Origin of the sequence: Kitasatospora sp. NBC_01246 (assembly GCF_036226505.1) — a bacterium.
Taxonomy (GTDB): Bacteria; Actinomycetota; Actinomycetes; order Streptomycetales; family Streptomycetaceae; genus Kitasatospora.
This window is the reverse complement of record NZ_CP108484.1, coordinates 1,444,192-1,469,063: the sequence shown is the minus strand read 5'-3', so window position 1 is coordinate 1,469,063 and position 24,872 is coordinate 1,444,192. Positions and strand designations below refer to the sequence as shown.

Sequence of the window (24,872 nt, the reverse complement as noted above, 5' to 3'; positions counted from 1 at the left end):
AGTCCGCCACCCGGAACGCGGCGCGGCAGCGCTGGGCAGCCTGCGCCGGGCCCGGAGGGCACGTGCCGGATGCTACCCGGGCCCGGGGCCGGCGGGCGAGCATCTCCGCAGCTCATCCCGGCTTCGGTATCGAAATGGTACGCATCGGGTGGCGGTGCGTGACCCGGGGTCGCCTCGCGTCCCGGGGTGCTCGCGCGGGCCCGCTCCCGGGGGCCGGCCGGGCGGTCGGGGAGCGCGCTCCGGTGGCGCTCCGGGCGGGCGGGGAGCCTCTATGCTGCGGGCATGTTGAACGAGACGCACGCCGCTCGCCCGGCTGCGACGGCACTGTCCGACCGGGAGTTCGTGCGGAACGCGACCAGCCCGGCGCCCGTGCCCTTCGTCCCCGAGATCAGCCTGCGGATGGCCGACGACGCCATCGAACTCTGGGAGACGACCGAGTCGGCGCGCGGCGAGGTGGGGCTGGCGCCGCCGTTCTGGGCGTTCGCCTGGGCAGGCGGGGTCGGGGTGGCGCGTTATGTGCTCGACCACCCCGAGGTGGTGGCCGGGCGGACGGTGCTGGACCTGGCGGCCGGGTCAGGGCTGGTGGCGATCGCGGCGGCGATGCGCGGGGCGGAGTCGGTGCGCGCCGCCGAGATCGACGCGTACGCGGTGGCGGCCATCGGCCTCAACGCGGAGGCCAACGGCGTCCGGGTGGCGGCCGCGGTGGAGGACCTGCTGGACGGGGACGGCGCTCCGGCCGACGTGGTGCTGGCCGGGGACGTGTTCTACGAGCGGGCGATGGCCGCGCGGTTCCTGCCGTTCCTGGAGCGGGCCCGGGCGCGCGGCGCGGTGGTGATCGTCGGCGACCCGGGGCGGGCGTACCTGCCGCGCGGGCACTTCACGGAGCTGGCGGCGTACCGGGTGCCGGTCGTGGCGGACCTGGAGGACGCCGCGCTCAAGACCACCACCGTCTGGGAGCTCGCCGCACCGGCCCGCTGAGGGCGGGGCCGGGGCCGGTCCCGCGGTGCGGAATTCCCGGCGGCCCGGCCGGAGGTCCTGGTAGACAGACCGGCATGACCGCCGACATCGCGCTGCGCACTGCCACTCCCGACGAGATCCCCGCCCTGCTCGCGCTCTGGGCGCGCGCCGCCAAGGGGACGAGCATCACGGACGACGCCGACGGGGTGGCGGCCCTGCTCGCGCGCGACCCGGAGTGCCTGATCGTCGCCACCCCGGCCGGCGATCCGGCGGCCCTCGTCGGCACCGTGATCGCCGGCTGGGACGGGTGGCGCTGTCACCTCTACCGCCTCGCCGTCGACCCGCGGTACCGCCGCCGGGGGATCGGCTCGGCCCTGCTGGCGGCGGCGGAGGCCCGCTTCACCGCCCTCGGCGGCCGCCGGGCCGACGCGATGGTGCTCGACGACAACGCCGAGGGGCAGCGCACCTGGCGGACGGCCGGTTACGGGCCGCAGCCGCAGTGGACCCGCTGGGCCAAGCCGTTGACCGCCTGAGGCCGGTCGCCCGCGCAGCTGGTCGTCCGCCGGTCCGGTCGCGCGGGTGGGCCACGGTCGCGCCGACGGCGGGTGGTGATCCGGTGGCGCTCTGTTGCGTGCGGGGCGGGATGCGACTTGAATGGTCCAGACCACATGGGAGGGGAAGACCTATGGCCATTCCACAACGCACCATCGCCCTCGGCACCTTGGGCTTCGGCACGATCGTCGACGAGCGGACTTCGTTCGAGATCCTGGACCACTTCGTGGAGTCGGGCGGCACCGTGCTCGACACCGCGAACAACTACGCGTTCTGGCTGGACGGCGCCACCGGCGACGAGAGCGAGGAGGTGATCGGACGCTGGCTGGCCAGCCGGGGTGCCCGCGACCGCGTGGTGATCAGCACCAAGGTCGGGGCCCGGCCGACCGTCCCGGGGACCGGCCTGGAGACCGCCGAGGGCCTCTCGGACAAGGCCGTCCGAACGGCGCTGGAGGGCAGCCTGCGCCGGCTCGGCACCGACCGGGTCGAGGTCTACTGGACGCACATCGAGGACCGGTCGGTGCCGCTCGCCGAGACGGTCGACACCCTGGCCGACCTGGTGGCCGCCGGGAAGGCCGGCGAGGTCGGGGCCAGCAACCACGCCGTCTGGCGGGTCGAGCGGGCCCGGGCGCTCGCGGGGGACCGGGCCCGGTACACCCACATGCAGTACCGCTACTCCTACCTTCAGCCCCGCTTCGACATCCCGCTGCCCTCCTCGGCCCATGTCCACGTGACCGGTGAACTGCTGGACTACGTACGCTCCGAGGGGGACATCCGGCTCTGGGTCTACAGCCCGATCCTCTCCGGCGGCTACACCCGCGAGGACGTGGAGATCCCGGCCGCCTACGACCACCCGGGCACGCCCAGGCGGCTGGCGGCGCTCGGCGCGGTGGCCGAGGAGCTGGGGGTGACCAAGAACCAGGTCGCGCTCAGCTGGCTGCTGGACCACGACCCGCGGATCGTGCCGCTGGTCGGCGTCAGCAGGATCGCCCAACTGGACGAGGCGCTGGGCGCCCTGGCGGTGACCCTCTCCGCCGAGCAGCGCCGGCGCCTCGACGAGGCCGCGCTCTGACCACCGGCGATGCTCTGGCCACCGGCCGTGCGCTGACCAACGGCCGTGCGCTGACCACTGGCCGGACCCGGCGGCGCCGGTAGGGCCGCCGGGGGCCGCCGGGGGGCCGTGCCGTTCGCGGTACGGCCCCCCGGCGGGCGCGCGGTCAGAACCAGTGCAGGCAGTGCGGGGAGCGCTCGCCCCGGAAGAGGGCGTCGGCGCGGGCGGCCGCCCCCGGATGGTGGGCGAGGACGTGGCCGGCCCGGACGAGCGTGCTCGGGGCGGTGCCGCCGAGGTAGAGCGAGCCCAGGTCGCGGACGTCCAGGGACAGGTCGGGCTCCCGGTCCGTCGGGACGCAGTCGGCCCTGCCGTTCCGCACGGTCAGCAGATAGCGGTCGTGCTCGCCGAGGAACGGGTCCTCGACGTCGAGGACGAGCTCGCCGTCCGCGCACCAGCCGCGCGCGGTCAGCGCCCGCGGCACGTCCAGCAGCCGCACCCAGAGCCAGTCGGTGTCCTGGTGCACCTCGCCGGCGCGGAAGTCGGTGAGCCGCCAGCGCAGCGGGTGGTCGGGCGGGACGTGCTTGAAGACGACCCGGTCGACCAGGTCGTGTTCGAGGACGAAGCGGGCCAGGGCGGTGAAGACGGCGTCGTCGGCGGCGATGACCTCGTCGACCGTCAGGCTGTCGGGCTTGTCCTTGGCGTAGCAGGCGTACCCGTCCGGGACGCCGTCGGCGTCCCGGTGCAGGGCGATGTAGCGCGGTGTCGGCGCGATCGGGGGCTGTCCGGCGCGCAGGGCCCACCAGCGGTGCGGCCGGGACAGCGCGCCGGGCTGGGTGCGGCGGTACCGGTCGTAGACCTGCTCCAGGAGCTCGCCGCAGTCGGCGTGCCGCAGCACCTCGACCGTGCCGCTGTCCGGGGCGGCCGGGTCGGTCGCGGCGGCGTCGGCCCGGCGGGCCCGGGGGGCGGCGAGGGCGGCCCGGTGGTGCGGCACCGTCAGCCGCGCCGTGTACGTCGCCGGTCCGTAGCCGAACCTGCCGTAGATCGTGGCCTCGGAGGCGAGCAGGACGGCGAGGAACTCCCCGCGGGCCCGGAACCCGGCGAGCTGGTGACGCATCAGCGCGGTCAGCACGCCCCGGCGCCGGTGGGAGGGCAGGACGCCGACGGCCGTCACCCCGGGGACCGGGACGAGGGCCCCGCCGGGCAGGGTGAGCTCGAAGGAGTACGCACCGGCGGTGCCGACGGGCCTCCCGTCGTCCGACACGGCGAGCAGGCCGCGGTCCATTTCGAGCGCCGACCACCAGGCCCCGCCGCCGTCCTCGGCCGTGGTCTCCCGGAAGAGCCCGAACGGGGCGAGCAGGGTGTCGACGAAGACGTCGTGGTCCTCGTCGGTCGTGGAACGGATCTCCATGGTCGCCGCCGCCTCCTCGCGTACCGGCACCACGGCTCGTGGTGCCCGGCCACATTGGAACGCCGACCCGCGGCCGGGGCAAGCGAATTTCGGCACGGGCCCCGCGACGGCCGCGGCGGCCGTTCCGCCCCCGGGGTACTGACAGGGGTTCAGGGAGCGGTAGCCTGGGCGGACTTCCGGACGTGCGGATCGACCGGCACCGGGCAAATGGGGGGACCATGGCAGGTCAGGCCAGACGAACGGCCGCGGGGCGGCGGCGCGGTACGGCGGGCCTCGCCGTCGGAGCGCTCGCGCTGCTGCTCGCGGTCGCCGGCTGTTCGAGCAGCGGGACGGCCGCCGCGCCGTCCGCCGCCGCGCCGTCGGTCCGGCCCACGGAGCCCGCCACGCCCACGCCCACGCCGACGGCCACGTCCGCGGTCCCGTCCCCGCCCGCCGCCGTGCCGTCCGCCTCGGCCCCCGGGGCGCCGCCGGAGCCGTCCGAGGCACCCGGCTCCGTCTACGGGTGCGACGGGCAGCCGCTCATCTCGCCGAAGTCCCTGGAACTGGCCTGTGACAAGGGCGCGTCGATGCTGGACGGGCTGGTCTGGACGGCGTGGGGCGGGCTGAGCCCGACCGCCACGGGCCGGCTCTGGGAGAAGAACGCGGCCGGCGGCGTGGCCGCCGTCCCCGCGACGGTGACCCTGGGCGGTCTGACCGGCGGCGACTACACGACGATGCGGATCTCCGCACCGAAGGCCGAGCGGCCCAACCTCACCTTCACCCTGAGCCGTTCCGGCCCGGCGCCGAAGGACTGACGGCCGGGCGGCCGTCCCGCCCGGCCGGTGTCACGGCCGCAGCGCCACGCGCAGCTGCTGCCCCCGGTGGTCCGACATCCCCCGCTGGTCCGCGAAGGAGTACCGCTCCACCGCGACCCGGCGGTCGGTGAACGCCCAGTCCAGCCGCCACAGGTCGCTGCCCAGCAGGCCGCCCCAACTGCCCGGGTAGAGGTCGCCGGAGGCCGAGCGGGCGTCGCGGAAGCGGGCGCGCAGGCCGCTCAGGTCGCCCATCGCCGGGGTGGTGTTGAAGTCCCCGGCGATCAGCAGCGGGTGGTGGTTGGCGGCGGCGTCCGACTCCAGTGCCGTGTACTGCTCCCGGCGTGCGGCGTCGGCCGCGCGGACGGTGCGGTAGAAGTCGCCGCCGAACACCGACTGCCGGGTGTCCACCTGGACCGGGATGTGCACGTTGTAGAGGGACACCGCCCGGCCGTGGACGTCCACATCGGTGCGGAGGACCTTCTTCCTGGCGAAGGTCACCTCCCACGGCGTACCGGCCGGCAGCGCCGCGCCGACCGTCGGGGTGGCGAGCACCGGGAACCGCGAGAGCGTGACCAACTCGCCGAGCACCGCCACCCGGTAGCCGGGGAACTCCTGCCGGATCCGGTCGAGCCGGTCGATCCGGGTCGGCGTCTCCTGGACCCAGGCCAGGTACTCCTGGAGCAGGTAGACGTCCGCGTCCCTGCTCCGGAGGTAGCGGTAGAAGGCGTCCGGGTCGTCGGTGGTGTCCCAGTACTCGGTGTTCCAGGAGAACACCGAGAACGCCGGGCCGGGCGCGCGGTCCCGGCCGGGCAGCAGCGCCGCGGGGTTGAGCCCGGTGCGCGGCAGGCCGGCCAGCAGCAGGGCGACCACCACCGGGACGAGCCACCGCCGCGACGGCCGGGTGACCACCGCCAGGGCCAGCAGCAGCACCGGCACCGCCAGGAAGAGCAGCGGCGGCGCGAGGTCCGGTATCAGCCAGAACCACCAGCGGCCGCTCAGCAGGCGGTCGAGGAGGAGGAAAGCACCCCAGCAGGCCGTGACGGCGACCAGCGACCGGGGCCCGAGCGAACGCGGGCGAGCGGAATCCATGGCGCGGAGAGTAGCAGGGCGGCGGCGCCCCGGATTTCACCCGGCCGCATTCCAATACCGAGACGATACCCGGCCGATACGCGGCCCGCCTGAAATGGCGGCATGACGTTTTCCGTATCGGTCGTCATACCGGCCCACAACTCCGCTCGTACCCTGGGTGCCTGTCTCGACTCGGTGTACGCCCAGACCGCCCCCGTCCACGAGGTCATCGTGGTGGACGACGGCTCCACCGACCGGACCGCCGAGGTGGCCGAGGGCTATCCGTGCACCCTGATCCGGCGCACTCCGAACCGCGGAGTGTCCGCCGCGCGAAATGCCGGAATCGCCGCGGCGACCGGTGACATTCTGTTCTTCCTCGATTCCGACGAGGCGCTGACGCCCGATTCGGTGGCCAACTCGCTGGAAATCCTGGCGGCCGACCCGGAGTGCGGCTGCGTACACGGAGTGATCGCACCGGATCCGCTGTTCGACGACGGTCCGGTGGAGCGCTACCGGGTGCTGCACGCGCACTGGTGGCGGGTGCGCGGCGCGGGCGTCGTGGAGACCGCCTTCTTCGCCCAGGCGGCCGTGCGCCGCGAGGTCTTCGAGCGCCTCGGCGGCTTCGACGAGCGGCTGCGGGACTCCGAGGACCTGGAGTTCAGCGACCGGCTGGCGCCGCACCACCGGATCGTCCTCACCGACCGGGTGGTCGCGCTGCACGACGAGGAGCACCGGCTCCGGCCGCTGCTGGCCGAGACCTTCCGGCGGGCGCTGGTGCTGGTGCCCGCGCTGGCCTCGGCGCGCCGGGGCGGGCGGCGCAACCTGACCGCCAACAGTCCGGCGTCGGTCGCCGCCGCCGCCCTCACCCTGGCCACCCTGCCGCTGGCGCCCTGGTACCCGGTGCTGCCGGCCCTCGGGGCGCTCGGGTTCTGCGCCGCCAACGGCCGGTTGCTGCGGTTCGTCGCGGGCCACCGGGGCCCGGGTTTCGTGCCGTTCTTCACGGGCGTCCACTTCCTGGTCATCACCGCCCTGGTGAGCGGCGCCGCCGTCGGCACGGTCCGGATGCTGCTCCCGGACCGTGCCGACGGCGCCGGGGCGGCCTCGGCGACGGCGGCCGAGCCCGGCGCCACACCCGGCGCCACACCCGGCACCGCACCCGGCACCGGGGCGGCCCGGTGATGCTGGACCGGCTGCGCAAGGTGCTCACCCCGCTGATCGTGCTCGCCGCCCTGGTCGGCCTCGGCCTGCTGCTCCGCCACGAAGGCCCGGTCGCCGTAAGGGCGTTCGCCCGGGCGGACGCCCTGCCGCCGCTCGCCGCCTCGCTCGCCGCCAACGTGGCCGGCCTGGTGCTCGCGGTGCACGCCTGGCGGGTACTGATCCCCGGCGACCACGCGGTCCGGGGGGTCCACGCCGCCCGAATCTACTTCCTCGGGCAGCTCAGCAAGTACCTGCCGGGCCGGGTCTGGGGCGTGCTCACCCATGTCACGCACGGCCGGGCGGCCGGGGTGCCGGCCGCCCAGATGACCTCCGCCTACCTGCTCAGCCTGGCGCTGACCCTCCTCACCGGCGCGGGCGTCGGGCTGCTGGCGGCGCCGGCCGCGCTGCCGGGGCAGTGGGTCTGGCTCTGCCTGCCGGCCGCGGGCTTCCTGGCCTGCGTCGTCCGCCCGGCCCTGGCCACCCGGCCGGTCGCGGCCGCGGCCCGGCTGCTGCGGCGGCCGGTCGAGGCGCCGCCGGACGCCGCCGTCCGCCGCGCCGTCCTGCTGGCGATCGCCTCCTGGCTGGTCTCCGGACTGCATCTCTGGTTCCTGGCCCTGGCGTTGGGCGGGTCGGCCGGGGCCTCCCTCGGCCCGGCGGTCGGCGCCTTCGCGCTCGCCACCGTGGTCAGCAGCCTGGCCGTGATCGTGCCGGACGGCTGGGGGGTGCGCGAGCTGACCATCACGGCCGCGCTCGCCACCGTGCTGCCCGGGGGCGTCGCGGCCACCGCGGCGATCGCCAGCCGGGTCGTCTGCGTGCTGGCCGAGCTCGGTAGCTCGGCCGTCGTCCTGACCTGGGCCCGGCTCAGGTCCACCCCGATGCGAGAGGAAGCCCGTGTACACCCTTGACGACGCCGAACGGTTCCAGGTCCGTGAGGTGCACGACCTGTACCGGCGGTACGTGAACAAGAGCCAGGTCTCGCTGATGACCTCCTTCGGCTTCGGCCGGGAGCTGGTCGCGGAGGCCCGGGGCGCCCATCTGACCCTCACCGACGGCCGCCGGATCCTGGACGTCACCGGCGGGGTCGGCGTGCTCAACCACGGCCACAACCACCCGCGGATCCTGGCCGCCCGCGAGCGGTTCGCCCGGGCCGGCCGGATGGAGGTCCACAAGACGTACTTCTCGCCCTACCTCGCCGCGCTCGGCCACAACCTGGCCGAGGTGCTGCCCGGCGACCTCTCGATGTCCTTCCTGCCCAACTCCGGCGCCGAGGCGGTGGAAGGGGCCGTCAAGCTGGCGTACAAGTACCACGGCGGCAGGCGCGGGACGGTGCTGCGCGCCGACTGCGCCTTCCACGGCAAGCTGCTCGGCTCCGGCGGCCTGACCGGCCAGAGCCAGTTCGCCTTCCCCACCATCCCGGGCATCGACACCTTCGCCTACAACGACCTCGACTCGGTCCGCCGCGCCGTCGACGCCCACCCGGACGACGTCTACGCGATCCTGATCGAGCCGTTCAGCGCCTCCACCGTGCAGGCCTGCTCCGAGGAGTTCCTGCGCGGGCTGCGCGAGCTGTGCACCCGGAAGAAGATCGTGCTGATCTTCGACGAGATCTACACCGGCTGGGGCAAGACCGGCACCCTGTTCCACTTCATGCGCTACCCGGGCCTGATCCCGGACGTCCTCACCACCTCCAAGTCCTTCGGCGGCGGCAAGTCCTCGATCTCGGCGTTCGTCGCCCGCGAACCGGTCTTCCGCAAGGCCTACGACAACCTCGGCGACGCGCTGCTGCAGTCCACCTCGACGACGTACTACGGCTTCGGCGAGGAGTGCGCCACCGCGCTGGAGGCCGTCAACATCGCCATCGAGGACGACTACCCGGCGCGGGCCCGGGCGATCGGCGCCGTCCTGGAGCCCGGGCTGGCCCGGCTGGCCAAGGAGCACCCGGAGGCGGTCGGCCGGGTGACGGGCGCCGGGGCGCTCTGGGGAGTCTTCATCGAGGGCGGGCCGAAGATCCTCGACCTGGTCGCCAGGCTGGCGCCGGGCGGGATGGCCCGTGACCCGAGGTTCAAGACCAAGCTGGTCACCTGCGCGGTGATCAACGCCCTGTACCAGGACCACGACATCTTCGCCTACTACACCCTCAACGGGCTCAACCCGCTGGTCATCGGCCCCTCGCTGGTCACCGACCCGGCCGACGTGGAGCGCACGGTCGAGGCGCTCGGCGAGGTGCTCGGCAAGGGGCTGGGGCACCTGGTGACGCGGTTCCTCAAGCAGAAGGTGGGGTCCCAGTGGTGATCGCGATCACCGGCGCCGCGGGCATGCTCGGCTCGCGGCTCGCCGAACGGCTGCTCGCGGACGGCAAGGACGTCCGCGGGGTCGACCTGCGGCCCGGCCCCGGCGTGGCGGTGGTCGGCGACATCCGCGACCCGGCCGTGATGGCCCGGGCGCTGGACGGCGCCGAGGTGCTGGTCCACGCGGCGGCCGCGCTGCCCAGCTACCCGGACGAGCAGATCCGCTCGATCATCGTCGGCGGCACCGAGAACGTGTTCGCCGCCGCGCGCGCCGCCGGCACCCCCCGGGTGGTGCACATCTCCTCGACGGCCGTGTACGGCCTGCCCAAGGTCGTCCCGACGCCGGAGACCTATCCGCGCGAGCCGGTCGACACCTACAGCCGGGCCAAGGCCGCCGCCGAGGAGATCGCCGAGCGCCACCGCGCCGCCGGGATGTGCGTGCCGATCCTGCGGCCCAAGACCTTCGTCGGGCCGGGCCGGATGGGCCTGTTCTCGATGCTGTTCGAGTGGGCGGAGGAGGGCCGGAACTTCCCCGTGCTCGGCCGCGGCGACGTACGGATCCAGATGTTCGGCATCGACGACCTGGTGGACGCCGTGGTCACCGTGCTCACGGCGCCCGAGGACGTCGCCAACGACACCTACAACCTGGCGGCCGCCGAGTTCGGCACCCTGCGCCAGGACTTCCAGGCCGTCCTGGACGCGGCCGGCCACGGCAAGCGGGTCGTCGCACTGCCCGCCCGGCCCGCGCTGACCGTGCTGAGCACCCTGCAGAAGGCCAGGCTCTCGCCGGTCTACGGGCGGCTGCTGCACAAGCTGATGGAGGACTCCTACGTCAGCATCGACAAGGCCGGGGAGCGGCTCGGCTTCGCACCCAGGCTGTCCAACCGGGACGCGATCCTGCGCACCTACGACTGGTGGCGCACCGCCCGCCACGACCGTCCGGCGGGCAGCCCGACCGGCCGGACCAGCCGGGACCCGTGGAGCCAGGGCCTGTTGTCCGCCGTGAAGATCTTCTTCTGAGGGAGTGCGCGATGACCTTCCTGAGCGAACAGACGGAGCCCCTCCGGCGCGGCCCCACCTCCCGGCTGCCGGCACCGCTGGAGCTGCTCCGCCCGGGCCAGTGGCCGAAGAACCTCCTGGTGGTGCCGCTCTCCCTGCTCGGCGCCGACGTGGACTGGGGCATGGTGGCCCGGGTCGCCGTCACCACCTGCGCCTTCGTGCTCGCCTCGTCGCTGGTGTACGTGGTCAACGACATCGCCGACATCGAACGGGACCGGCGCCACCCGGTCAAGCGCCACCGCCCCCTGGCCGCCGGCCGGGTGGGTCGGCGCACGGCCGTGGCGCTGATCCTGCTGCTGGCCGGGCTGCTCGCCCCCGTCCTGCTGCTCTCCCGGCCCGCCGCGGTCTGGCCGGTCCTGCTCTACCTGGTGGTGAACGCCGCCTACAGCTGGAAGCTCAAGCACCTGCCGCTGCTGGACGTGTTCATCGTCGCCACCGGGTTCGTCCTGCGGCTGTTCGGCGGCTACGGCGCCGGCGGCCGCCCGGTCGCCGCCTGGCTGGTGTTCACCGTGCTGACGCTCTGCCTGGTCCTGATCGTGGGCAAGCGGCGGCACGAACTGGGCGTCTCCGGCAGCGGCCACCGGCCCGCCCTGGTCGGCTACTCGGCGCACTTCCTGGACCTCGTCCTGGTGCTCTGCTCCGGGCTGACCGTGGTCGGCTACCTGCTCTTCCTGCGCACCGAGTCCGGCTACGCGGCCGGGGCGCTGCTCACCGCGCCCTGCGCCCTGCTCGCGCTCTTCCGCTACCTGCAGATCGTGGTGGTGCAGAGCGAGGGCGGCAACCCCGTCCGGACCCTGCTGAGGGACGGCGTGATGCTCACCAACTCCTCGCTCTGGGCCGGCCTGCTGCTGGCCTTCCAGCTGCTCTGACGCGCCATCAGGCAGCGGCCGCCGGATCCCGAAGTGCGAACCCCGAACCCCGAACTCCGAACTCCGAACGAGGTCCCATGCCCACACCCCCACCTCTCGTGTCGGTGGTCGTCCCGATGTACAACGACAGCCGCACCGTCGACCTCTGTCTGCGCTCGATCCTGGAGCAGAGCTACCCGGCCGTCGAAGTGATCGTCGTGGACGACGCCAGCACCGACGACTCCGCCGACCTGGCCGCCGCCCACCCCGTCACCCTGGTGCGGGCCGAGCGCAACGGCGGCCCGGGCGGCTCGCGCAACCTCGGGGTCCGGCACGCCGCCGGCGAGATCCTCTTCTTCCTGGACGCCGATCTGACCATGCACCCGGACGCCGTCGCCGAGGCGGTGCGGATCTTCACCGAACACCCCGAGTACGGCGCGGTGTTCGGCGTTCCCGACAAGGAGCCGCTGTTCCCCGAGGGCGCCGTCGGGCAGTACCGGATCCTCCAGTACCACTACTGGCGCAAGAGCGCCGAGGGCCTGGTCAGCGGCGGTTTCTACGCGCTCGGGGCGGTCCGCCGGTCGGCCTTCCTGGAGGCCGGCTGGTTCAACGGCGCGCTCCGGCAGACCGAGGAGATCGACCACGCCGAGCGGCTCGCCGCGCTCCACCCGATGGTGCTCACCTCCCGGGTCCGGGGCCGGCTCTCCGACGAGAGCCGGATGCGGCCGCTGCTCCGGAAGGCCTTCGTCCGCAGCCGGCTGCGGGTGCCGTTCTACCTGGGCCGGGGCCGGGCGATGCAGGGGATGGAGACCCCCGGCCGGGCGGTCGCCTCGGCGCTGGCCGGGCTGGCGGTGGCGAGCCTGCCGCTGATCGCCTGGCAGCCGCTGACGGCGCTGGTCACGGCCCTGGCGGTGGCCGGCTTCGTGCTGACCGACCTCGGCCAGTACCGGTTCGTCCGGCAGGAGCGCGGGCTCGGCTTCCTGGCCTTCTTCACCCTGGCGCACCTGCTGGTGAACGCCGTCGTGCTGGCCGGTCTGGTCGCCGGGCTGGCCCAGTTCGCCGTCAGCCGCCGGTTCCGCCGGATGTACGCCGTGGCCGCCGCGGACGCCGTGGCCGCCGCGCCGGCCCGCGACGACGGAGCCGGCGGGAGCGCCGACGGCGACCGGGGGGCGACGGACCCGGACCCGCCGAGCCGGGCCCGCCGGATCGCCCGGCGGCTGCGCACCTGGTACGGGTGGGCCCTGATCGCCCTGGCCGGGCTCTGGCTCTGCTACGCCGTGCTGCGCCGGTCGGTCAGCGGCCGCTGGCACTGGGCCATCCTGCTGGACGCCACCCCGCCGGTGTTCCTGGTGGCGGTCCCGCTGGTGCTCCTGGCCGCCAGTGCCGCCGCCTGCGGCCCGCGCCGCCGCTGGGCCGCCGCCCTCGCGCTGCCCCCGCTGCTGCTCGCCCTCCTCACCGGCTCCGGGCTGAACTGGCCCGCCCTCTGGCACGGGGGTCGCCCGGTGCCGCCCGGCGCCCTGCACGTGGTCTCCTTCAACACCCAGTACTGGGCCGCCGCCACCGACGTGAACCGGCTGTACGACCTGATCCACCGCCAGAACGCGGACGTGTACCTGTTCCAGGAGCACGTGGTCTGGCAGGCCGGCCGCGGCGAGGACGGCTATCTGCGGCTGGACGACGACGCGCGGCTGGCCGCCGAGTTCCCCGGCTACCACATCGCCCGGCGGGGCGAGCTGCTCACCGTCTCCCGGTACCCGATCGTCGCCCAGCCGGCCGTCGGGACCGGCGCCGAGCTGGCGCCGGACGCCCCGTTCGGCACGGTCTTCGCCCGGGACAAGGTGCTGCGCACCGACCTCCAGGTCGGGTCGAAGGTGTTCAGCGTCTACAACGTGCACGTCACCGTGCCGCTCGCGCCCGACCTCGACCCGTTCTCGGACTTCGACTTCGACTCCTACTTCCGGCGCAAGTTCGACTGGCGCCGGGCGGAGATCCGCGGCCTGGAGCGGGACCTCGCCGGCAACCCCCACCAGGTGCTCGTCTCGGGCGACTTCAACGCCAGCGCGTCGATGCGCGACCTGGACGGCCTGCGCGACCGGGCGGACGACGCGATCCGGGCCAACAACGACTTCCTGCCCCTGAGTTGGAAGTTCTCCGCGCCGGCCGGCTTCGACTGGGACAGTGCGGTCAACCGCTCCTTCCCGTTCTGGCGGCTGGACTGGAGCTTCACCGCGGGCCCGGTCCGGGTGCACCGCTACGACTTCCGGCCGACCGACGGCATCTCCGAACACCGGCTGCAGGACCTGTGGCTCTCCCTCTGAAAGGAACAACGATGGTGCTCAAGGATCTGCGGACCGCCGTCCGGACCGCCTCCGGCGTCGAACTGCTGGAGCGGCTGCCCGTGCTGCGCCGGCCGGTCGACTGGCTGGCGGAGCGACCCGTCCTGCACGGCCTGACGCTCTGGGCGTTCGGGCTGCGCAAGCCGCTCTTCTGGGACCACGTCGTCACCCCCGAGCCGCGCGCCGAACTCACCGAGGTGCGGGCCCTGTTGGAGAAGAACCGGGAGCGCTACGCGCAGCGGCTGACCGGCTTCCTGGAGCTGACCGAGCTGCTCCGGGGGATCCCGCTGAGCGGCACCGCGGCGGGCTCCACCCCGTACTGGAACAACGGCTGGCTGCCGCCGCTGGACGCGCTCTCGCTCTACGGCTTCCTGGCCGAGGAGCGCCCGGCCCGGTACCTGGAGATCGGCTCCGGCAACTCCACCAAGTTCGCCCGCCGGGCGATCGAGGACCTCGGGCTGGCGACCCGGATCACCTCGATCGACCCGGCGCCGCGCGCCACCGTGGACCGGCTCTGCGACGAGGTCATCCGCACCCCGCTGCAACACGCGGACCTCGGGGTCTTCGCCGCTCTGGAGCCCGGTGACATCGTCTTCTTCGACGGTTCGCACCGGCTGCACATGGGGTCGGACGTGGCGGTGTTCTTCTTCGAGGTGCTGCCCAGGCTCAAGCCCGGGGTGATCGTGCACGTCCACGACATCATGCTGCCCGCGGACTACCCGTACTCCTGGCGCTGGCGGCACTACTCCGAGCAGTACCTGCTCGCCGCCCTGCTGACGGCCGCCCCGGACCGCTTCGACCTGGAGCTGCCCGACGCCTTCGTGCACGCCGACCCGGAGCTGCGGAGGATCGCCGAACCGCTCTGGCGCGCCCTCGGCGTCCGGGACCACTACGAGCCGGGCTCGTTCTGGTGGCGCCACCGGGGCTGAGCCCCCGTCCGGCCCGCGCGGCGGTGCGGCTACACCGGGCACCAGGAGGAGTGGACGGCGTCGCCCGCCCTGGTCCGGCGCCGCACCGCCGGCTCCCCGGGGGGCGGCGCCGCGGCCACGCCGAGCAGGATCTCCCGTTCCAGCGAACGCAGTTCGGGCCCCGGCTCGATGCCCAGCTCCTCGATCAGGGCGGTCCGGAGCCTGCGGTACACCGCCAGCGCCTCGGCCGTGCGGCCCGACCGGTGCAAGGCGAGCATCAGCCGGCCGTGCAGGTGCTCGCGGAACGGGTGCGCGCAGACCAGCTGCTCCAGCTCGCCGACCAGGTCCTGGTGCCGGCCCAGCCCGAGCTCCAGCCGGATCCGCTCCTCGACGGCGCGCAGCCGGCTCTCCTCCAGTTGGCGGGCCCAGGCCTCCACGGGCGGGCAGGCGAGCCCGGCCATCGCCGGGCCGGTCCACCGGGCGAGGGCCCGGCGCAGGCCGGTGACGGCCTCCTCCGGCGCGCCCTGGGCGGCCAGCAGCCGGGCCCGGGCGACCTCCTCGTTGAACGCCGAGGCGTCCAACTCGCCCGGGCCGACCCGGAGTCGGTACCCGTTCGGATGGGTCTCGATCACGGTCGGCGCGCCCGCCTCGGCGAAGGCCCGGCGCAGCTGGGAGACGCAGATCCGGATCTGCGTCCGGGCGCTGGCGGGTGGCGCGGGGCCCCAGACGGTGTCCACCAGCCGGTCGAGCGGCACGACCCAGTTCGGGGTCAGGGCGAGGGTCGCCAGGACGATCTGCGACCGCCTGCCACCGAGGGCCACGGCGGTTCCGTCGACGTCGACACGAAGCGGTCCCAGGACATGCACGAGCACAACGATCTCCCCCGTATGAAGCTGTCACCTGTGCCGAAGTCCCGCTGCGGAAGCGGAGTTCGCCCCGCCGCCGGGGCGCCGCTCGCAGCATGGTATAGACCTATAAACGTGTCAAGGGCATCTCAAGCCCGCTCCCCGGCGGAGTCCGCGGCCGCTGCGGAGCCCGGGGGAGGCGGTCCCCACGGGCGTCGGACGGCCTCCGGCCGGCGTCCGGTCGGCGGGTGGGGGAGGGCGCGCGCGGGGCGTCGGCGGGCCGCTGGACGGGGGCGTCACGTCGAGGGCGTCGCGCCGGAGGCGTCACGGCGCGGTGGGGTGTCACGGTGGGGCGGGGCGGGGCGGGGCGGAGTGGCACGGCGGGGCGGGGGCCGTGGTCACGGCGGAGCGGGCGGACCCGGCCGGGCGGGTCCGCCCGCCCCCGCCGAGGCCCCGCGCCGGGTCAGGACCGGGTGTACACCTTCGGGTCCCGGTACAGCGAGGCGAGCACCTGGCCCGGGATCAGGAGCTCCTCGGCCCGGCTGCCGTCCAGGGTGCTGATGGCGGCGAGCGAGGCGTCGAAGTCGTCGGTCTCGATCTCGATCAGCGTCAGATGGCGGTAGTGGGCCTGCGAGTGCCCTTTGTCGGCGCCGATCTGTTCGTCGTTGAGCACCAGCCGGCGGATCGAAAGAACTCCCGGAACTTCGAGAATCTCCGGAATGTGGGTGTTCTCGTACCAGTCGTGGAAGTCCTTCTCCCGGCCCTCGTGCACGTTGCTCAGCACGGTGATGAGGTAAGTGGTCATGTCAATCCAACTCTCTTGCCACGCGCGGACATACCGTGAGGTCAGCCTCCCAGAAGGGCGGTGTTCCGGACGCCTTCGCGGGGGCGGGATAGGGGGTTCTTAGGGGGCCGGTTGACGGGTCCGCCGGACGTAGCATCATTTGGCCGAACGAGGTGGCCGGAATTCGACTTCGGGCCTTCTCGTGACATTCGGATGCGTGCTGGTGCCAGCAGGGGGATTTCATGGCGGAGTTGTCTCGTCGACGCTTTACATTGGCCGGACTCGGGGCGGCCGGACTCGGGATCGCCGCGACGGATCTCGTCGTGGGCGGCGGGGTCGCGGCGGCCGCGCCGGTGCCGGACGCCGGCGCCGACCAGTCGTGGCCGTTCCTGACCCAGGGCTTCGGCCCGGTCAGTGTCGCGCCCGGCGACCGGCGCTACCCGGACCTGCTGCTGCGCGGGTACAACCGCCGCTTCACCGGCAACCCCGACGCGGTGAAGCTGGTCGGCTCCACGAGCCAGGTCGTGCAGGCCGTCAACGAGGCCGTGGCGGCGGGCAAGCGGGTCACCGTGCGGGGCGGCGGCCACTGCCTGGAGAACTTCGTCGACGACCCGGACGTCCGGGTGGTCATCGATCTGTCCGAGATGCGCGCGGTGTACTTCGACGCCACGATGAACGCCTTCGCGGTCGAGGGCGGCGCGATCCTCTCGCAGGTCTACCGCACCCTCGACCTCGGCTGGGGCGTGACGATACCCGGCGGCTCCTGCCCCAGCGTCGGCGTCGGCGGCCACATCACCGGGGGCGGCTACGGCGTGCTGTCCCGCCTCTACGGCCTGGTCGCGGACAACCTCTACGCCGTCGAGGTCGTCGTGGTGGACGCCTTCGGCATGGCCCGCTCGGTGATCGCCACCTCCTCGGCGAACGACCCCAACCGGGACCTCTGGTGGGCCCACGCGGGCGGCGGCGGCGGGAACTTCGGCATCGTCACCCGGTTCTGGCTGCGCTCGCCCGGCGCGACCGGCACCGATCCGACCAAGCTGCTGCCCCCGACCCCGGGCGGCATCATGATCACCACGCTGTTCTGGGACTGGTCCCAGCTGGACGAGGCGGCGTTCACCACGCTCGTCACCAACTTCGGCACCTGGCACGAGCAGAACAGCGCACCGGGCGCCGCCGCCAACCAGCTCTGGGCCTCGCTCATCGCGATCCGCCAGGGCAAGGGCGGCGTCATCGTCCGGGCCCAGGTCGACCCGACCGTCACCGGCACCCAGCAGATGCTGACCGACTTCGCCGCCGCGATGACGAGGAACGTCGCCGCGGCCCCGGCGGCGAGCACCACGGGCAACCTGCCGTGGCTCTACACCACGACCACCAGCGCCTCCGAGGTGGCCGGCGTGTTCGGCATCCCGAGCCTGCTGCTGCGCTCGAAGACCAAGGGCGCCTACCACAAGAAGGGGTACACCCCCGACCAGCTGCGCACCGTCTACCGCTACCTGACCAGCCCCTCCTACGCGTACGCCTCCGGTCTGATGGGCCTCTTCTCCTTCGGCGGGAAGGTCAACTCCTTCTCCCCGACCGCGACCGCTGTGCCGCACCGCGATTCGGTGATGCTCGCCTCCTTCTCCAACTACTGGTCCGACGCCGCGGACGAGACGCGCCAGCTGCAGTGGGTCCGGGAGCTCTACCGGGACGTCTACGCGACCACCGGCGGCGTGCCGGTGCCCAACGGCGTCACCGACGGGAACTACGTCAACTGGCCCGACGTCGACCTCGCCGACCCGGCCTGGAACACCTCGTCCGCCCCCTGGTCGACGATCTACTACAAGGACAACTACGCGCGGCTGCAGCAGATCAAGGCCGCCCGGGACCCGCGCGACATCTTCCACCACGCGCTGTCGGTCCGCCCGCAGTAGGGGGATGTTCGCAACGTCGCGTCGCGGACCGGGCGGGACTTTGCACACACTCCCTGGGCCTGCCGGTCCGGCCGTTCCCGCCGCGCGACGATGCGACGCGAACGGTCGGACCGGCCCCGGGCCCGCTCAGACCCGCCCCAGGTCCCTCGGGGCCGGGCGCTCGGCCGGGCCGCGCCGTCGGTCCGGCCCGGCCGGGCGCCACCCGCCGGAGTGCCGCCGGAGCTGGTCGGCCAGCCGGTCGTGCTCATGGGCGGCGTCCGGCGCGCCGAGCGCCCGGTGGGCCGAGGCGAGGCCGCGGTGCGCCCGGCCCTGGCGGTGGCGGTCGCCGGTCTCCTGACTGATGGCCAGGGCCCGGCCGTGCAGGTCCAGCGCCGCGGCCGGGTCGCCCCGCCGGCAGGCGACCTCGCCGAGCCCGCCGAGCGCCTGCCCTTCGAGGTCGCGGGTGCCGGTCTCGCGGGCGAGCGCGAGCGCCTGGTGGAGGTGGGTCAGGGCGGTGTCGTGGTCGCCGAGGCGTTCGTGGACGAGTCCGAGGCCGCAGAGCGCGTGGCCTTCGAGGTCGCGGGTGCTGGTGTCGCGGGCGAGGCCGAGGGCCTCGTGCAGGTGGGCCAGTGCGAGGGCGTGGTGGCCGAGGCGTTCGTGGACGAGTCCGAGGCCGCAGAGCGCGTGGCCTTCGAGGTCGCGGGTGCCGGTCTCGCGGGCGAGCGCGAGCGCCTGGTGGAGGTGGGTCAGGGCGGTGTCGAAGTCGCCGAGGCGCTGGTGTACGAGTCCGAGCCCGCAGAGGGTGTGGCCTTCGAGGTCGCGGGCGCCGGTCTCGCGGGCCACGGCCAGGGCCCTGCGCAGGTCGTCGCAGGCCTGCTCGTAGTGGCCGGGGCCGCACTGCACCCGGCCGAGGTTGCTCAGCGCGTAGCCCTGGATGTCGCGGTCGTCGATCCGCTGGGCGATCACCAGGGCCTGGCGCAGGTGGATGACGGCGGTGGTCGAGCGGCCCAGGCGCTCGTGGACGAGGCCCAGACCGCACAGCGCGTAGCACTCCGCGCTCGGGGTGCCGGTGTCGCGGGCCAGGTCGAGGGCCTGGGCGAAGTGCGTGAGGGCGCTCTCGTAGCGGCCGAGCCGGTGGAGCACCAGGCCCATGTTGCTGAGCGTGCGGGCGTGCGTCACGTGGTCGCCGAGCTCGCGGGCGACGTCGAGGGCCTGGCGGAAGTGCGTGAGGGCGGTGTCGTAGCGGCCGAGCCGCTGGTTGGCCAGGCCCAGGCCGTACCGGGCGAGGTTCTCCAGCTCCCGGTCGTCGGTGTCGCGGGCCAGGGCGACGGTGCGGCTGTGCAACGAGAGCGCCTCGGCGTGCTGGCCGCGCAGGTGCAGGTAGTGGCGCAGCACGCGGAACAGGTCGGCGCTCTGGTCCGGCCAGCCGCGCCGGGCCGTCTCCGCCGCCGACAGCAGGTTCGGCCACTGCGCCTCCAACCACTCGGTGGCCTGGTCGAGTCCGGCCGGCGAGGCCGCGGGCCCGCCGGGGAGGAGCAGCGGCGGGCGGTCGCACCGCCACGGCGGGGAGACGATGTCCATGGCTACCGCCGCGGTGCGGCGGTAGTGGTCGAACAACCGGGTCAGCGCCGCCTGCCGCTCGGCCTCGCCGGCCTCGGTGGCGGCCAGGTGCACCGTGTAGGCGTGCAGCAGCGGGTGCAGCCGGTACTGCTCCTCGCGCGGCTGCTGGACCAGGTGCACGTCGAGCAGTTCCTCCAGCACGCGGTCCGCGGCCCGGCGGTCGATCCCGGCGGCGGCCGCCGCCGCGTCGGCGTCGAAGTCCGTCCCCGGGAGCACGCCCAGCAGGCGGAAGAGGTGCCGCGGTTCGGGGCCGAGCCGGCGGTAGGAGAGGTCGAAGGCGGCGGCGATGCCGCTCTCGGCGGTCTGCAGCTCGCCGAGCCGGCGCCGGTGGCTGCGCAGCCGGGAGGTGAGGTAGGCGACGGTCCAGGCGGGCCGGTGGCGGAGCCGGGCGGCCGTGACGTGGATGGCCAGCGGCAGGTACCCGCAGAGCCGGAGCAGCTCGGCGACGCCCTTGGGCTCGGCGGCCACCCGCCGGTCGCCCACGATCCGGTCGAGCAGGCGCTCCGCCTCGGCCGGCGGGAGCGGGTCCAGCGAGAGCACCGCGGCGGCGTCCAGGTCGGTGAGCCGGCTTCGGCTGGTGACCAGGATCAGGCAGTCGGCCGTCCCCGGCAGCAGCGGCCGGATCTGGGCGGAGCTGGCCGCGTCGTCCAGGACGAGGACCGCCCGCAGGCCGGCCAGCCTGGTGCGCCACAGCGCGGCCCGCTCCTCCAGGTCCTCGGGGACGGCGGCTCCCGTGACGTCCACCGAGCGCAGCAGCTTCTCCAGTGCCGCCCCCGGATCGAGGGGGGCCAGGCCGGGGGAGTGCGCGTGCAGGTCGAGGTAGAGCTGGGCGTCGGGGTAGCGCCCGGTCATCCGGTGGGCCAGGTGGACGGCGAGCGAGGTCTTGCCGACCCCGGCCATGCCGTCCACGGCGGCGAGCAGGACGTTGCTGGGCGCCGCTTGGTCGTGGTGGCCGGTCACCCGGTCGGCGAGGGTGTGCAGCTCCTGCTCCCGCCCGGTGAAGTGGCTGATGTCCTTGGGCAGGCTGTGCGGGGCGGGCGGCGCGAACGTGAAGGTCCGGGGGCGGCCGAGGGCCGCGTCGTTGGTGAGGATGCGCTGGCGTAACTCGCGCAGCTCCGGGACTGGTTCCAGGCCGAGCGCGTCCGCGAGCCGCCGCCGGGTGGACTCGTACACGGTGAGCGCGTGCGACTGGCGGCCGGAGAGGTAGAGGGCGAGCATGAGCTGGCCGGCCAGCCGCTCGCGCAGCGGGTGGGCGCTGAGCCAGTCGGTCAGCTCGGGGACGACGGCCTGGTGGTGGCCCTGCGCGAGTTCGAGGTCGACGCACTCCTCGATCGCGGTGAGCCGCTGCTCCTCCAGCCGCGAGGTGTGCGGCTGCAGGGCCGAGTTGTCCAGGCCGGCCAGGGCCGGTCCGCGCCACAGGGCGAGCCCGGCCCGGAACTCCTCGACCGCCGCGGCGAACTGCCCGGCGGCGGCGTGGTGCCGGGCCGCCGCGAGCGCGTGGGCGAACGCGGCCGCGTCGAGCTGGTCGTCGGGGACGTCGAGGCGGTAGCCGGTGGCGCCGACGGCGGTCGGCAGGGTGGTGACCCCGGCGGACTTGAGCAGACCGCGCAGCATGGAGACCGCGTTGCGGACCTGCTTCTCGGCCGTGCGGGGCGGATCGTCCCAGAGCGCGTCGACGAGCTCGCCGAGCGGCACGCTCTGATTGGCCTTCAGCAGGAGGAGGGCGAGCACCAGGTGTTGCCGGGGGCCCGCCAGGGGCACCTTGCGGTGGTTCGCCCCGACCTCCAGCGGTCCGAGAATGCGGAATTTCACTCAGCCTCCCCCGTTCTGACGCGCCGTCACCAAGTCCGTCGCGGGCTGTTCGCCACGATGCTACTTGGATTCAAACGGATCTTCGAATGCCATATTCCACGGTCGACAGCCGCGGCTCCGGCACGGGCGCGGGGCCGGTTCGGACACCACCGGCCCGCTTCGGGCCTGCCGGCGCGGGCGTGCGGCCGGGCTACCGGGCCCTCGGACCAACGCGCCGGACGGTCCCGGAGTTTCCGTCCGAACGATCGGATCGCACCGGCTCCGGGGGAGGACCGCGCGGGGACGGCCGGAGGACGGCCGGAGGACGGCATCGGCCATGATGAGCGTCCGTAGAGGTAGACAGGTACCAGTGACGACGGGGGCCGCCACATGACCGAGACTTCACGACCGCCCGACACCGCGGAAGGCCGGCCGTTCGGCCGCCCGGGCGCGAACCCGCCGCCGTGGCCGCAGGCCTCGTGACCGCGCGCCGCCGCCCGGCCTGACCGGCCCGGTACCGCACGGCAGGTCCGCCCGGCACGTTCGGCCCGTTCGGCCCGGTGCCCGTGCGCCCGGCGTCCGTCGGCCGCTCCCGCCCGGTCCGTCCGCGGCCGTCCTTCCTTCCGCTCCCGGCCACCCGTGGCCCGGCCCGGCGGCCCGACGTCCGCGTCGCGGCACCCGAGGCGCCGTCCCGGGGCGTCCTGGGAGCGTCCTCCCTCGTCCCTTCACCCCGATCGGCGGGCCGACCGCCGGACGACCGCCGCTTCCGGACGCCTTCGCGCCGGACGACGGGCTCCGTGCCGCACCCCGCCCCCGCCCGTACGTCACCCATGCCTGCCCCTGCGCGCCGGGCCGAGCCTGTGCTCCGGCCGTGCCCGCGCCATGACCGGACCATGCGGCCCGTGGTCCCGGAGGGATGCGAACCACCGATGAATCTTGTCGAACGACCCGAGACGGCCCCCGAGTTGCTCTGGCAGGCGAAGGACCTGCTGGCGGTGCTGGAGCGGCGGCGCGACGCGGGCGGCGGCGCCCGGGACGATCAGCGTCACCTGGACGCGGCGGCCGACCGGCTGCTCGTCGCCTGTGAGTTCCCGAGCCTGCTGCGCGCGGTGGCCGCGGACGCGGAGCGCGTCCCGCCCGGCGGCCCGGCGGCCGGTGCGGGCGGGGAGGAGGACAGCGGCCCGGTCCGGCACCGGGCGGCCTGGGCCCTGGCGAGCCGGCTGCTCGGCGACCCGGGCCTGCCGGACCCGGCGGACGGCGCGGCCTCCGCGCTCTCCGCCTGCGCCTTCCGCGAGGACACCGCCTCGGCCGTGCTCGCGGCGGTCACGGCCCTGGTGCACAGCAACCGGCCGGAGGCGGCGATCTCCTGGTGCGACGCGGTGCTGCCGGACGCCGTCCGGCTCGCCGCCGACACCTGGGCGCCCCGGCTGCTGGCGGCCCGCGCGGAGGCCTCGCTGCACCGGGGCGACGTCCTGGTCGGGCTGGCCCGGGCGGAGGCGGTGCTGGACATGGTCCCGCCGCAGCGCCGGGGCGCCTGGATCGGCGGGCCGCTGGCCTGCCTGGTCGCCGGGTACACCGACCTCGCCGAGCCCGGCGCCGCGAAGGAGTGGGTGCGCCGCCCGGTGCCCGCGCCGATGTACGAGACCCGGCACTGCCTCGGCTACCTGTACGCCCGCGGGCACTTCCACCTCGCCGCCGGCGAGCACCGGTCCGCGCTGGCCGACTTCATGAGCTGCGGCCGGCTGCTGGCGTCCTGGGGGCTGGACCCGGACCTCTACGCCTGGCGGCTCGCGGCCGCCGCGGCCTACCTGGGCGTCGGCGACCACGACAACGCGCTCACCATGGTCGACTCCCAGCTGGACCGGGCGGTGCCGGCCGGCGACCGGTCCCGGGTGTTCGGCCGGGCGACGGCCCGCGGCCGGCGCCGGCAGGAGCTGCGCGAGGAGCTGTTCGCCACCCTTCAGGACACCTCGGGGCGGCCCGGGTTCCTCTCCTCGCTGCGGGCCCTGCAGTGGGGCGAGCTGCCCGGCGCCGCCCCGCACCGGGTCGCCCGCTACAAGGTGACGGACCGCTACGCGGGGTTCCTGGACCAGCTCAGCCCGTCGGAGCAGCGGGTGGCCCTGCTGGCCGCCCAGGGCGAGACCAACCAGCGGATCGCGCGCTCCCTGTCGATCACGGTCAGCACGGTGGAACAGCACCTGACCCGTACCTACCGCAAGCTGCGGGTGGCCGGCCGGAGCGAGCTGCGCAGGAAGCTGGGGTGAGCCGGATCGCGGCGGGGGCCCGTCGTTCGACCACTGCCTGCGGCAGTCGAACGACGGGCCCCCGGGCGTTCCCGGCGGGTGGCGTCAGGGCAGCGGGATCGGGGCCGCCGTGGCGGGCAGTTCGTCCAGGACCTGCACGATCGCGCAGGCGAACGCCATGCCGACACCCGTGCCCAGCAGCATGACGTGGTCGCCCGGGTGGACCTCCCGCCCGGCGAGCAGCTGGTAGAGGCCGCAGACCTGGTCGCTGGCGCCGGTGTGGCCGAGCCGGCGGCCGAACTCCCACATGCCGAGCCGCAGATCGCCGTCGAAGGGCTCCAGGATGTGCTCGACGATGCTCCTGCGCCCGGCGCTCTGGTGGGTCACCCGGCTGATGTCGCCGGGCTTCAGACCGGCCTCGTCGAGCGTGCGGCGGATCAGCCCGGCCTCGGCCTGCCCGATGAGCCTCGCCATCTCGGCCTGGTCGCCCTGGAACGCCTCGACCCGCTCGCGCAGCCTGACCCGGTGTCCGATGGTGGCCCCGGGCGGGAAGAGCGCCTCCCCGCCGCGGTTCAGTTCCTCCAGGTCCGGCAGCGAGGAGGCGCAGACGTTCACCACCCGGGCGAAGCCCTGCCGGCGGGAGAGGACGAGGGCCGAGGCGGCGTCCCCGAACAGCGCCCACTTGGTGCCGCGCCAGCGGTCCATGAGCGGATGCGCCCAGTTGTCGGCGGCGGTGACGAGGGCGGCGCCGCGGTCCGGGGCGGCGGTGAGGTAGCAGCCGGCCAGTTCCAGGGCGGCGACCATGCCGCTGCAGCCCTGCCGGACCTCCAGCGCGGGGCCGTACCCGCCGACGGTGTGCCGCTGGACGTAGTGCGCCGGGGACCAGATGTCGGGGCCCTGGTGCCCGGCGCTGGCGTGCATCAGCACGGCGATGTCCGCCGCGTCGTGGTGGGACATCGCCAGCGCGTCCCGCCCGGCCCGGGCGGCCATGTCGGGTGCGGAGACGTCACCGGCGACGGCCACCGAGAGCCAGTCCGTCCCGGTCGCCAGCTCCTCGTCGCAGAGCCCCCGGGCGGCCGCGTCGGCGACGGTGACGAAGTCCGGGACGACGGCGGCGATGCCGTCCAGATAAAGGTCGTCGAATATCACGGAAACCTGCTCCCGGCGGGCTCGGACGGGTGATTCGAGGAAATGCCGGGACTTCCGGAAATCCTGCTCGGAAGGCGGCGGA

Annotated in this window: 19 protein-coding genes; 13 read left to right on the top strand and 6 right to left on the bottom strand. The window is 74.4% G+C overall.

The features are described from left to right. Nucleotides 1-282: 282 nt before the first annotated feature. The 3 genes from OG618_RS06440 to OG618_RS06430 all read left to right on the top strand — a co-directional run bounded on the left by OG618_RS06440 (nucleotide 283) and on the right by OG618_RS06430 (nucleotide 2,581). On the top strand, nucleotides 283-978 hold the full coding sequence (locus tag OG618_RS06440; protein ID WP_329486246.1) for a class I SAM-dependent methyltransferase: 696 nt from the start codon (nucleotides 283-285) through the stop codon (nucleotides 976-978). A 74-nt stretch (nucleotides 979-1,052) separates the two neighbouring features. Then, entirely contained in the window at nucleotides 1,053-1,490 is a 438-nt protein-coding gene (locus OG618_RS06435; RefSeq protein ID WP_329486245.1) for a GNAT family N-acetyltransferase, read from the top strand. 152 nt (nucleotides 1,491-1,642) lie between these two features. Beyond that, nucleotides 1,643-2,581 (top strand): aldo/keto reductase, encoded by a 939-nt coding sequence (locus tag OG618_RS06430; RefSeq protein WP_329486244.1) that lies wholly within the window; start codon nucleotides 1,643-1,645, stop codon nucleotides 2,579-2,581. A gap of 145 nt (nucleotides 2,582-2,726) precedes the next feature. Here the strand turns inward: OG618_RS06430 and OG618_RS06425 are convergent, their stop codons facing one another. After that, nucleotides 2,727-3,968 (bottom strand): GNAT family N-acetyltransferase, encoded by a 1,242-nt coding sequence (locus tag OG618_RS06425; protein WP_329486243.1) that lies wholly within the window; start codon nucleotides 3,966-3,968, stop codon nucleotides 2,727-2,729. 218 nt (nucleotides 3,969-4,186) lie between these two features. On the opposite strand from OG618_RS06425, the gene OG618_RS06420 reads away from it, so the two are divergent. Further along, entirely contained in the window at nucleotides 4,187-4,762 is a 576-nt protein-coding gene (locus OG618_RS06420; protein WP_329486241.1) for a hypothetical protein, read from the top strand. A gap of 30 nt (nucleotides 4,763-4,792) precedes the next feature. Here OG618_RS06420 and OG618_RS06415 read toward each other — a convergent pair whose 3' ends face one another. Then, nucleotides 4,793-5,851, bottom strand: coding sequence for an endonuclease/exonuclease/phosphatase family protein (locus OG618_RS06415; protein WP_329486240.1), 1,059 nt, complete (start codon nucleotides 5,849-5,851; stop codon nucleotides 4,793-4,795). A 102-nt stretch (nucleotides 5,852-5,953) separates the two neighbouring features. On the opposite strand from OG618_RS06415, the gene OG618_RS06410 reads away from it, so the two are divergent. The 7 genes from OG618_RS06410 to OG618_RS06380 all read left to right on the top strand — a co-directional run bounded on the left by OG618_RS06410 (nucleotide 5,954) and on the right by OG618_RS06380 (nucleotide 14,487). Beyond that, complete coding sequence (locus OG618_RS06410; RefSeq protein WP_329486239.1) at nucleotides 5,954-7,009, top strand: glycosyltransferase family 2 protein; 1,056 nt, start codon at nucleotides 5,954-5,956, stop codon at nucleotides 7,007-7,009. After that, on the top strand, nucleotides 7,009-7,932 hold the full coding sequence (locus tag OG618_RS06405; protein ID WP_380391484.1) for a lysylphosphatidylglycerol synthase domain-containing protein: 924 nt from the start codon (nucleotides 7,009-7,011) through the stop codon (nucleotides 7,930-7,932). Before OG618_RS06410 ends, OG618_RS06405 begins: the two co-directional genes overlap by 1 nt. Next, nucleotides 7,919-9,319 (top strand): aspartate aminotransferase family protein, encoded by a 1,401-nt coding sequence (locus OG618_RS06400; RefSeq protein ID WP_329486237.1) that lies wholly within the window; start codon nucleotides 7,919-7,921, stop codon nucleotides 9,317-9,319. The genes OG618_RS06405 and OG618_RS06400 overlap by 14 nt, the downstream gene beginning before the upstream one ends. Then, nucleotides 9,313-10,335: an NAD-dependent epimerase/dehydratase family protein gene (locus OG618_RS06395; protein WP_329486236.1), complete on the top strand. Its 1,023-nt coding sequence runs from the start codon at nucleotides 9,313-9,315 to the stop codon at nucleotides 10,333-10,335. Before OG618_RS06400 ends, OG618_RS06395 begins: the two co-directional genes overlap by 7 nt. A gap of 11 nt (nucleotides 10,336-10,346) precedes the next feature. Further along, a complete protein-coding gene (locus OG618_RS06390; protein WP_329486235.1) occupies nucleotides 10,347-11,243 on the top strand; it encodes a UbiA prenyltransferase family protein in 897 nt (298 codons plus the stop codon). A 77-nt stretch (nucleotides 11,244-11,320) separates the two neighbouring features. Continuing rightward, entirely contained in the window at nucleotides 11,321-13,540 is a 2,220-nt protein-coding gene (locus tag OG618_RS06385; RefSeq protein WP_329486234.1) for a glycosyltransferase, read from the top strand. A gap of 11 nt (nucleotides 13,541-13,551) precedes the next feature. After that, nucleotides 13,552-14,487 (top strand): class I SAM-dependent methyltransferase, encoded by a 936-nt coding sequence (locus OG618_RS06380; RefSeq protein WP_329486233.1) that lies wholly within the window; start codon nucleotides 13,552-13,554, stop codon nucleotides 14,485-14,487. A gap of 29 nt (nucleotides 14,488-14,516) precedes the next feature. Here the strand turns inward: OG618_RS06380 and OG618_RS06375 are convergent, their stop codons facing one another. Further along, entirely contained in the window at nucleotides 14,517-15,338 is an 822-nt protein-coding gene (locus tag OG618_RS06375) for an AfsR/SARP family transcriptional regulator (protein ID WP_329486232.1), read from the bottom strand. A 436-nt stretch (nucleotides 15,339-15,774) separates the two neighbouring features. After that, nucleotides 15,775-16,116, bottom strand: coding sequence for a hypothetical protein (locus tag OG618_RS06370; protein WP_329486231.1), 342 nt, complete (start codon nucleotides 16,114-16,116; stop codon nucleotides 15,775-15,777). Between the two features lie 302 nt (nucleotides 16,117-16,418). Between OG618_RS06370 and OG618_RS06365 the strand changes: the two genes are divergently transcribed. Next, nucleotides 16,419-18,008: an FAD-binding oxidoreductase gene (locus tag OG618_RS06365; RefSeq protein WP_329486230.1), complete on the top strand. Its 1,590-nt coding sequence runs from the start codon at nucleotides 16,419-16,421 to the stop codon at nucleotides 18,006-18,008. 126 nt (nucleotides 18,009-18,134) lie between these two features. Here the strand turns inward: OG618_RS06365 and OG618_RS06360 are convergent, their stop codons facing one another. After that, entirely contained in the window at nucleotides 18,135-21,419 is a 3,285-nt protein-coding gene (locus tag OG618_RS06360; RefSeq protein WP_329486229.1) for an AfsR/SARP family transcriptional regulator, read from the bottom strand. A gap of 908 nt (nucleotides 21,420-22,327) precedes the next feature. On the opposite strand from OG618_RS06360, the gene OG618_RS06355 reads away from it, so the two are divergent. Continuing rightward, a complete protein-coding gene (locus OG618_RS06355; protein WP_329486228.1) occupies nucleotides 22,328-23,662 on the top strand; it encodes a helix-turn-helix transcriptional regulator in 1,335 nt (444 codons plus the stop codon). A gap of 84 nt (nucleotides 23,663-23,746) precedes the next feature. On the opposite strand, the gene OG618_RS06350 is transcribed toward OG618_RS06355, so the two are convergent. Next, nucleotides 23,747-24,790 (bottom strand): ketoacyl-ACP synthase III family protein, encoded by a 1,044-nt coding sequence (locus tag OG618_RS06350; RefSeq protein WP_329486227.1) that lies wholly within the window; start codon nucleotides 24,788-24,790, stop codon nucleotides 23,747-23,749. Between the last annotated feature and the right edge of the window lie 82 nt (nucleotides 24,791-24,872).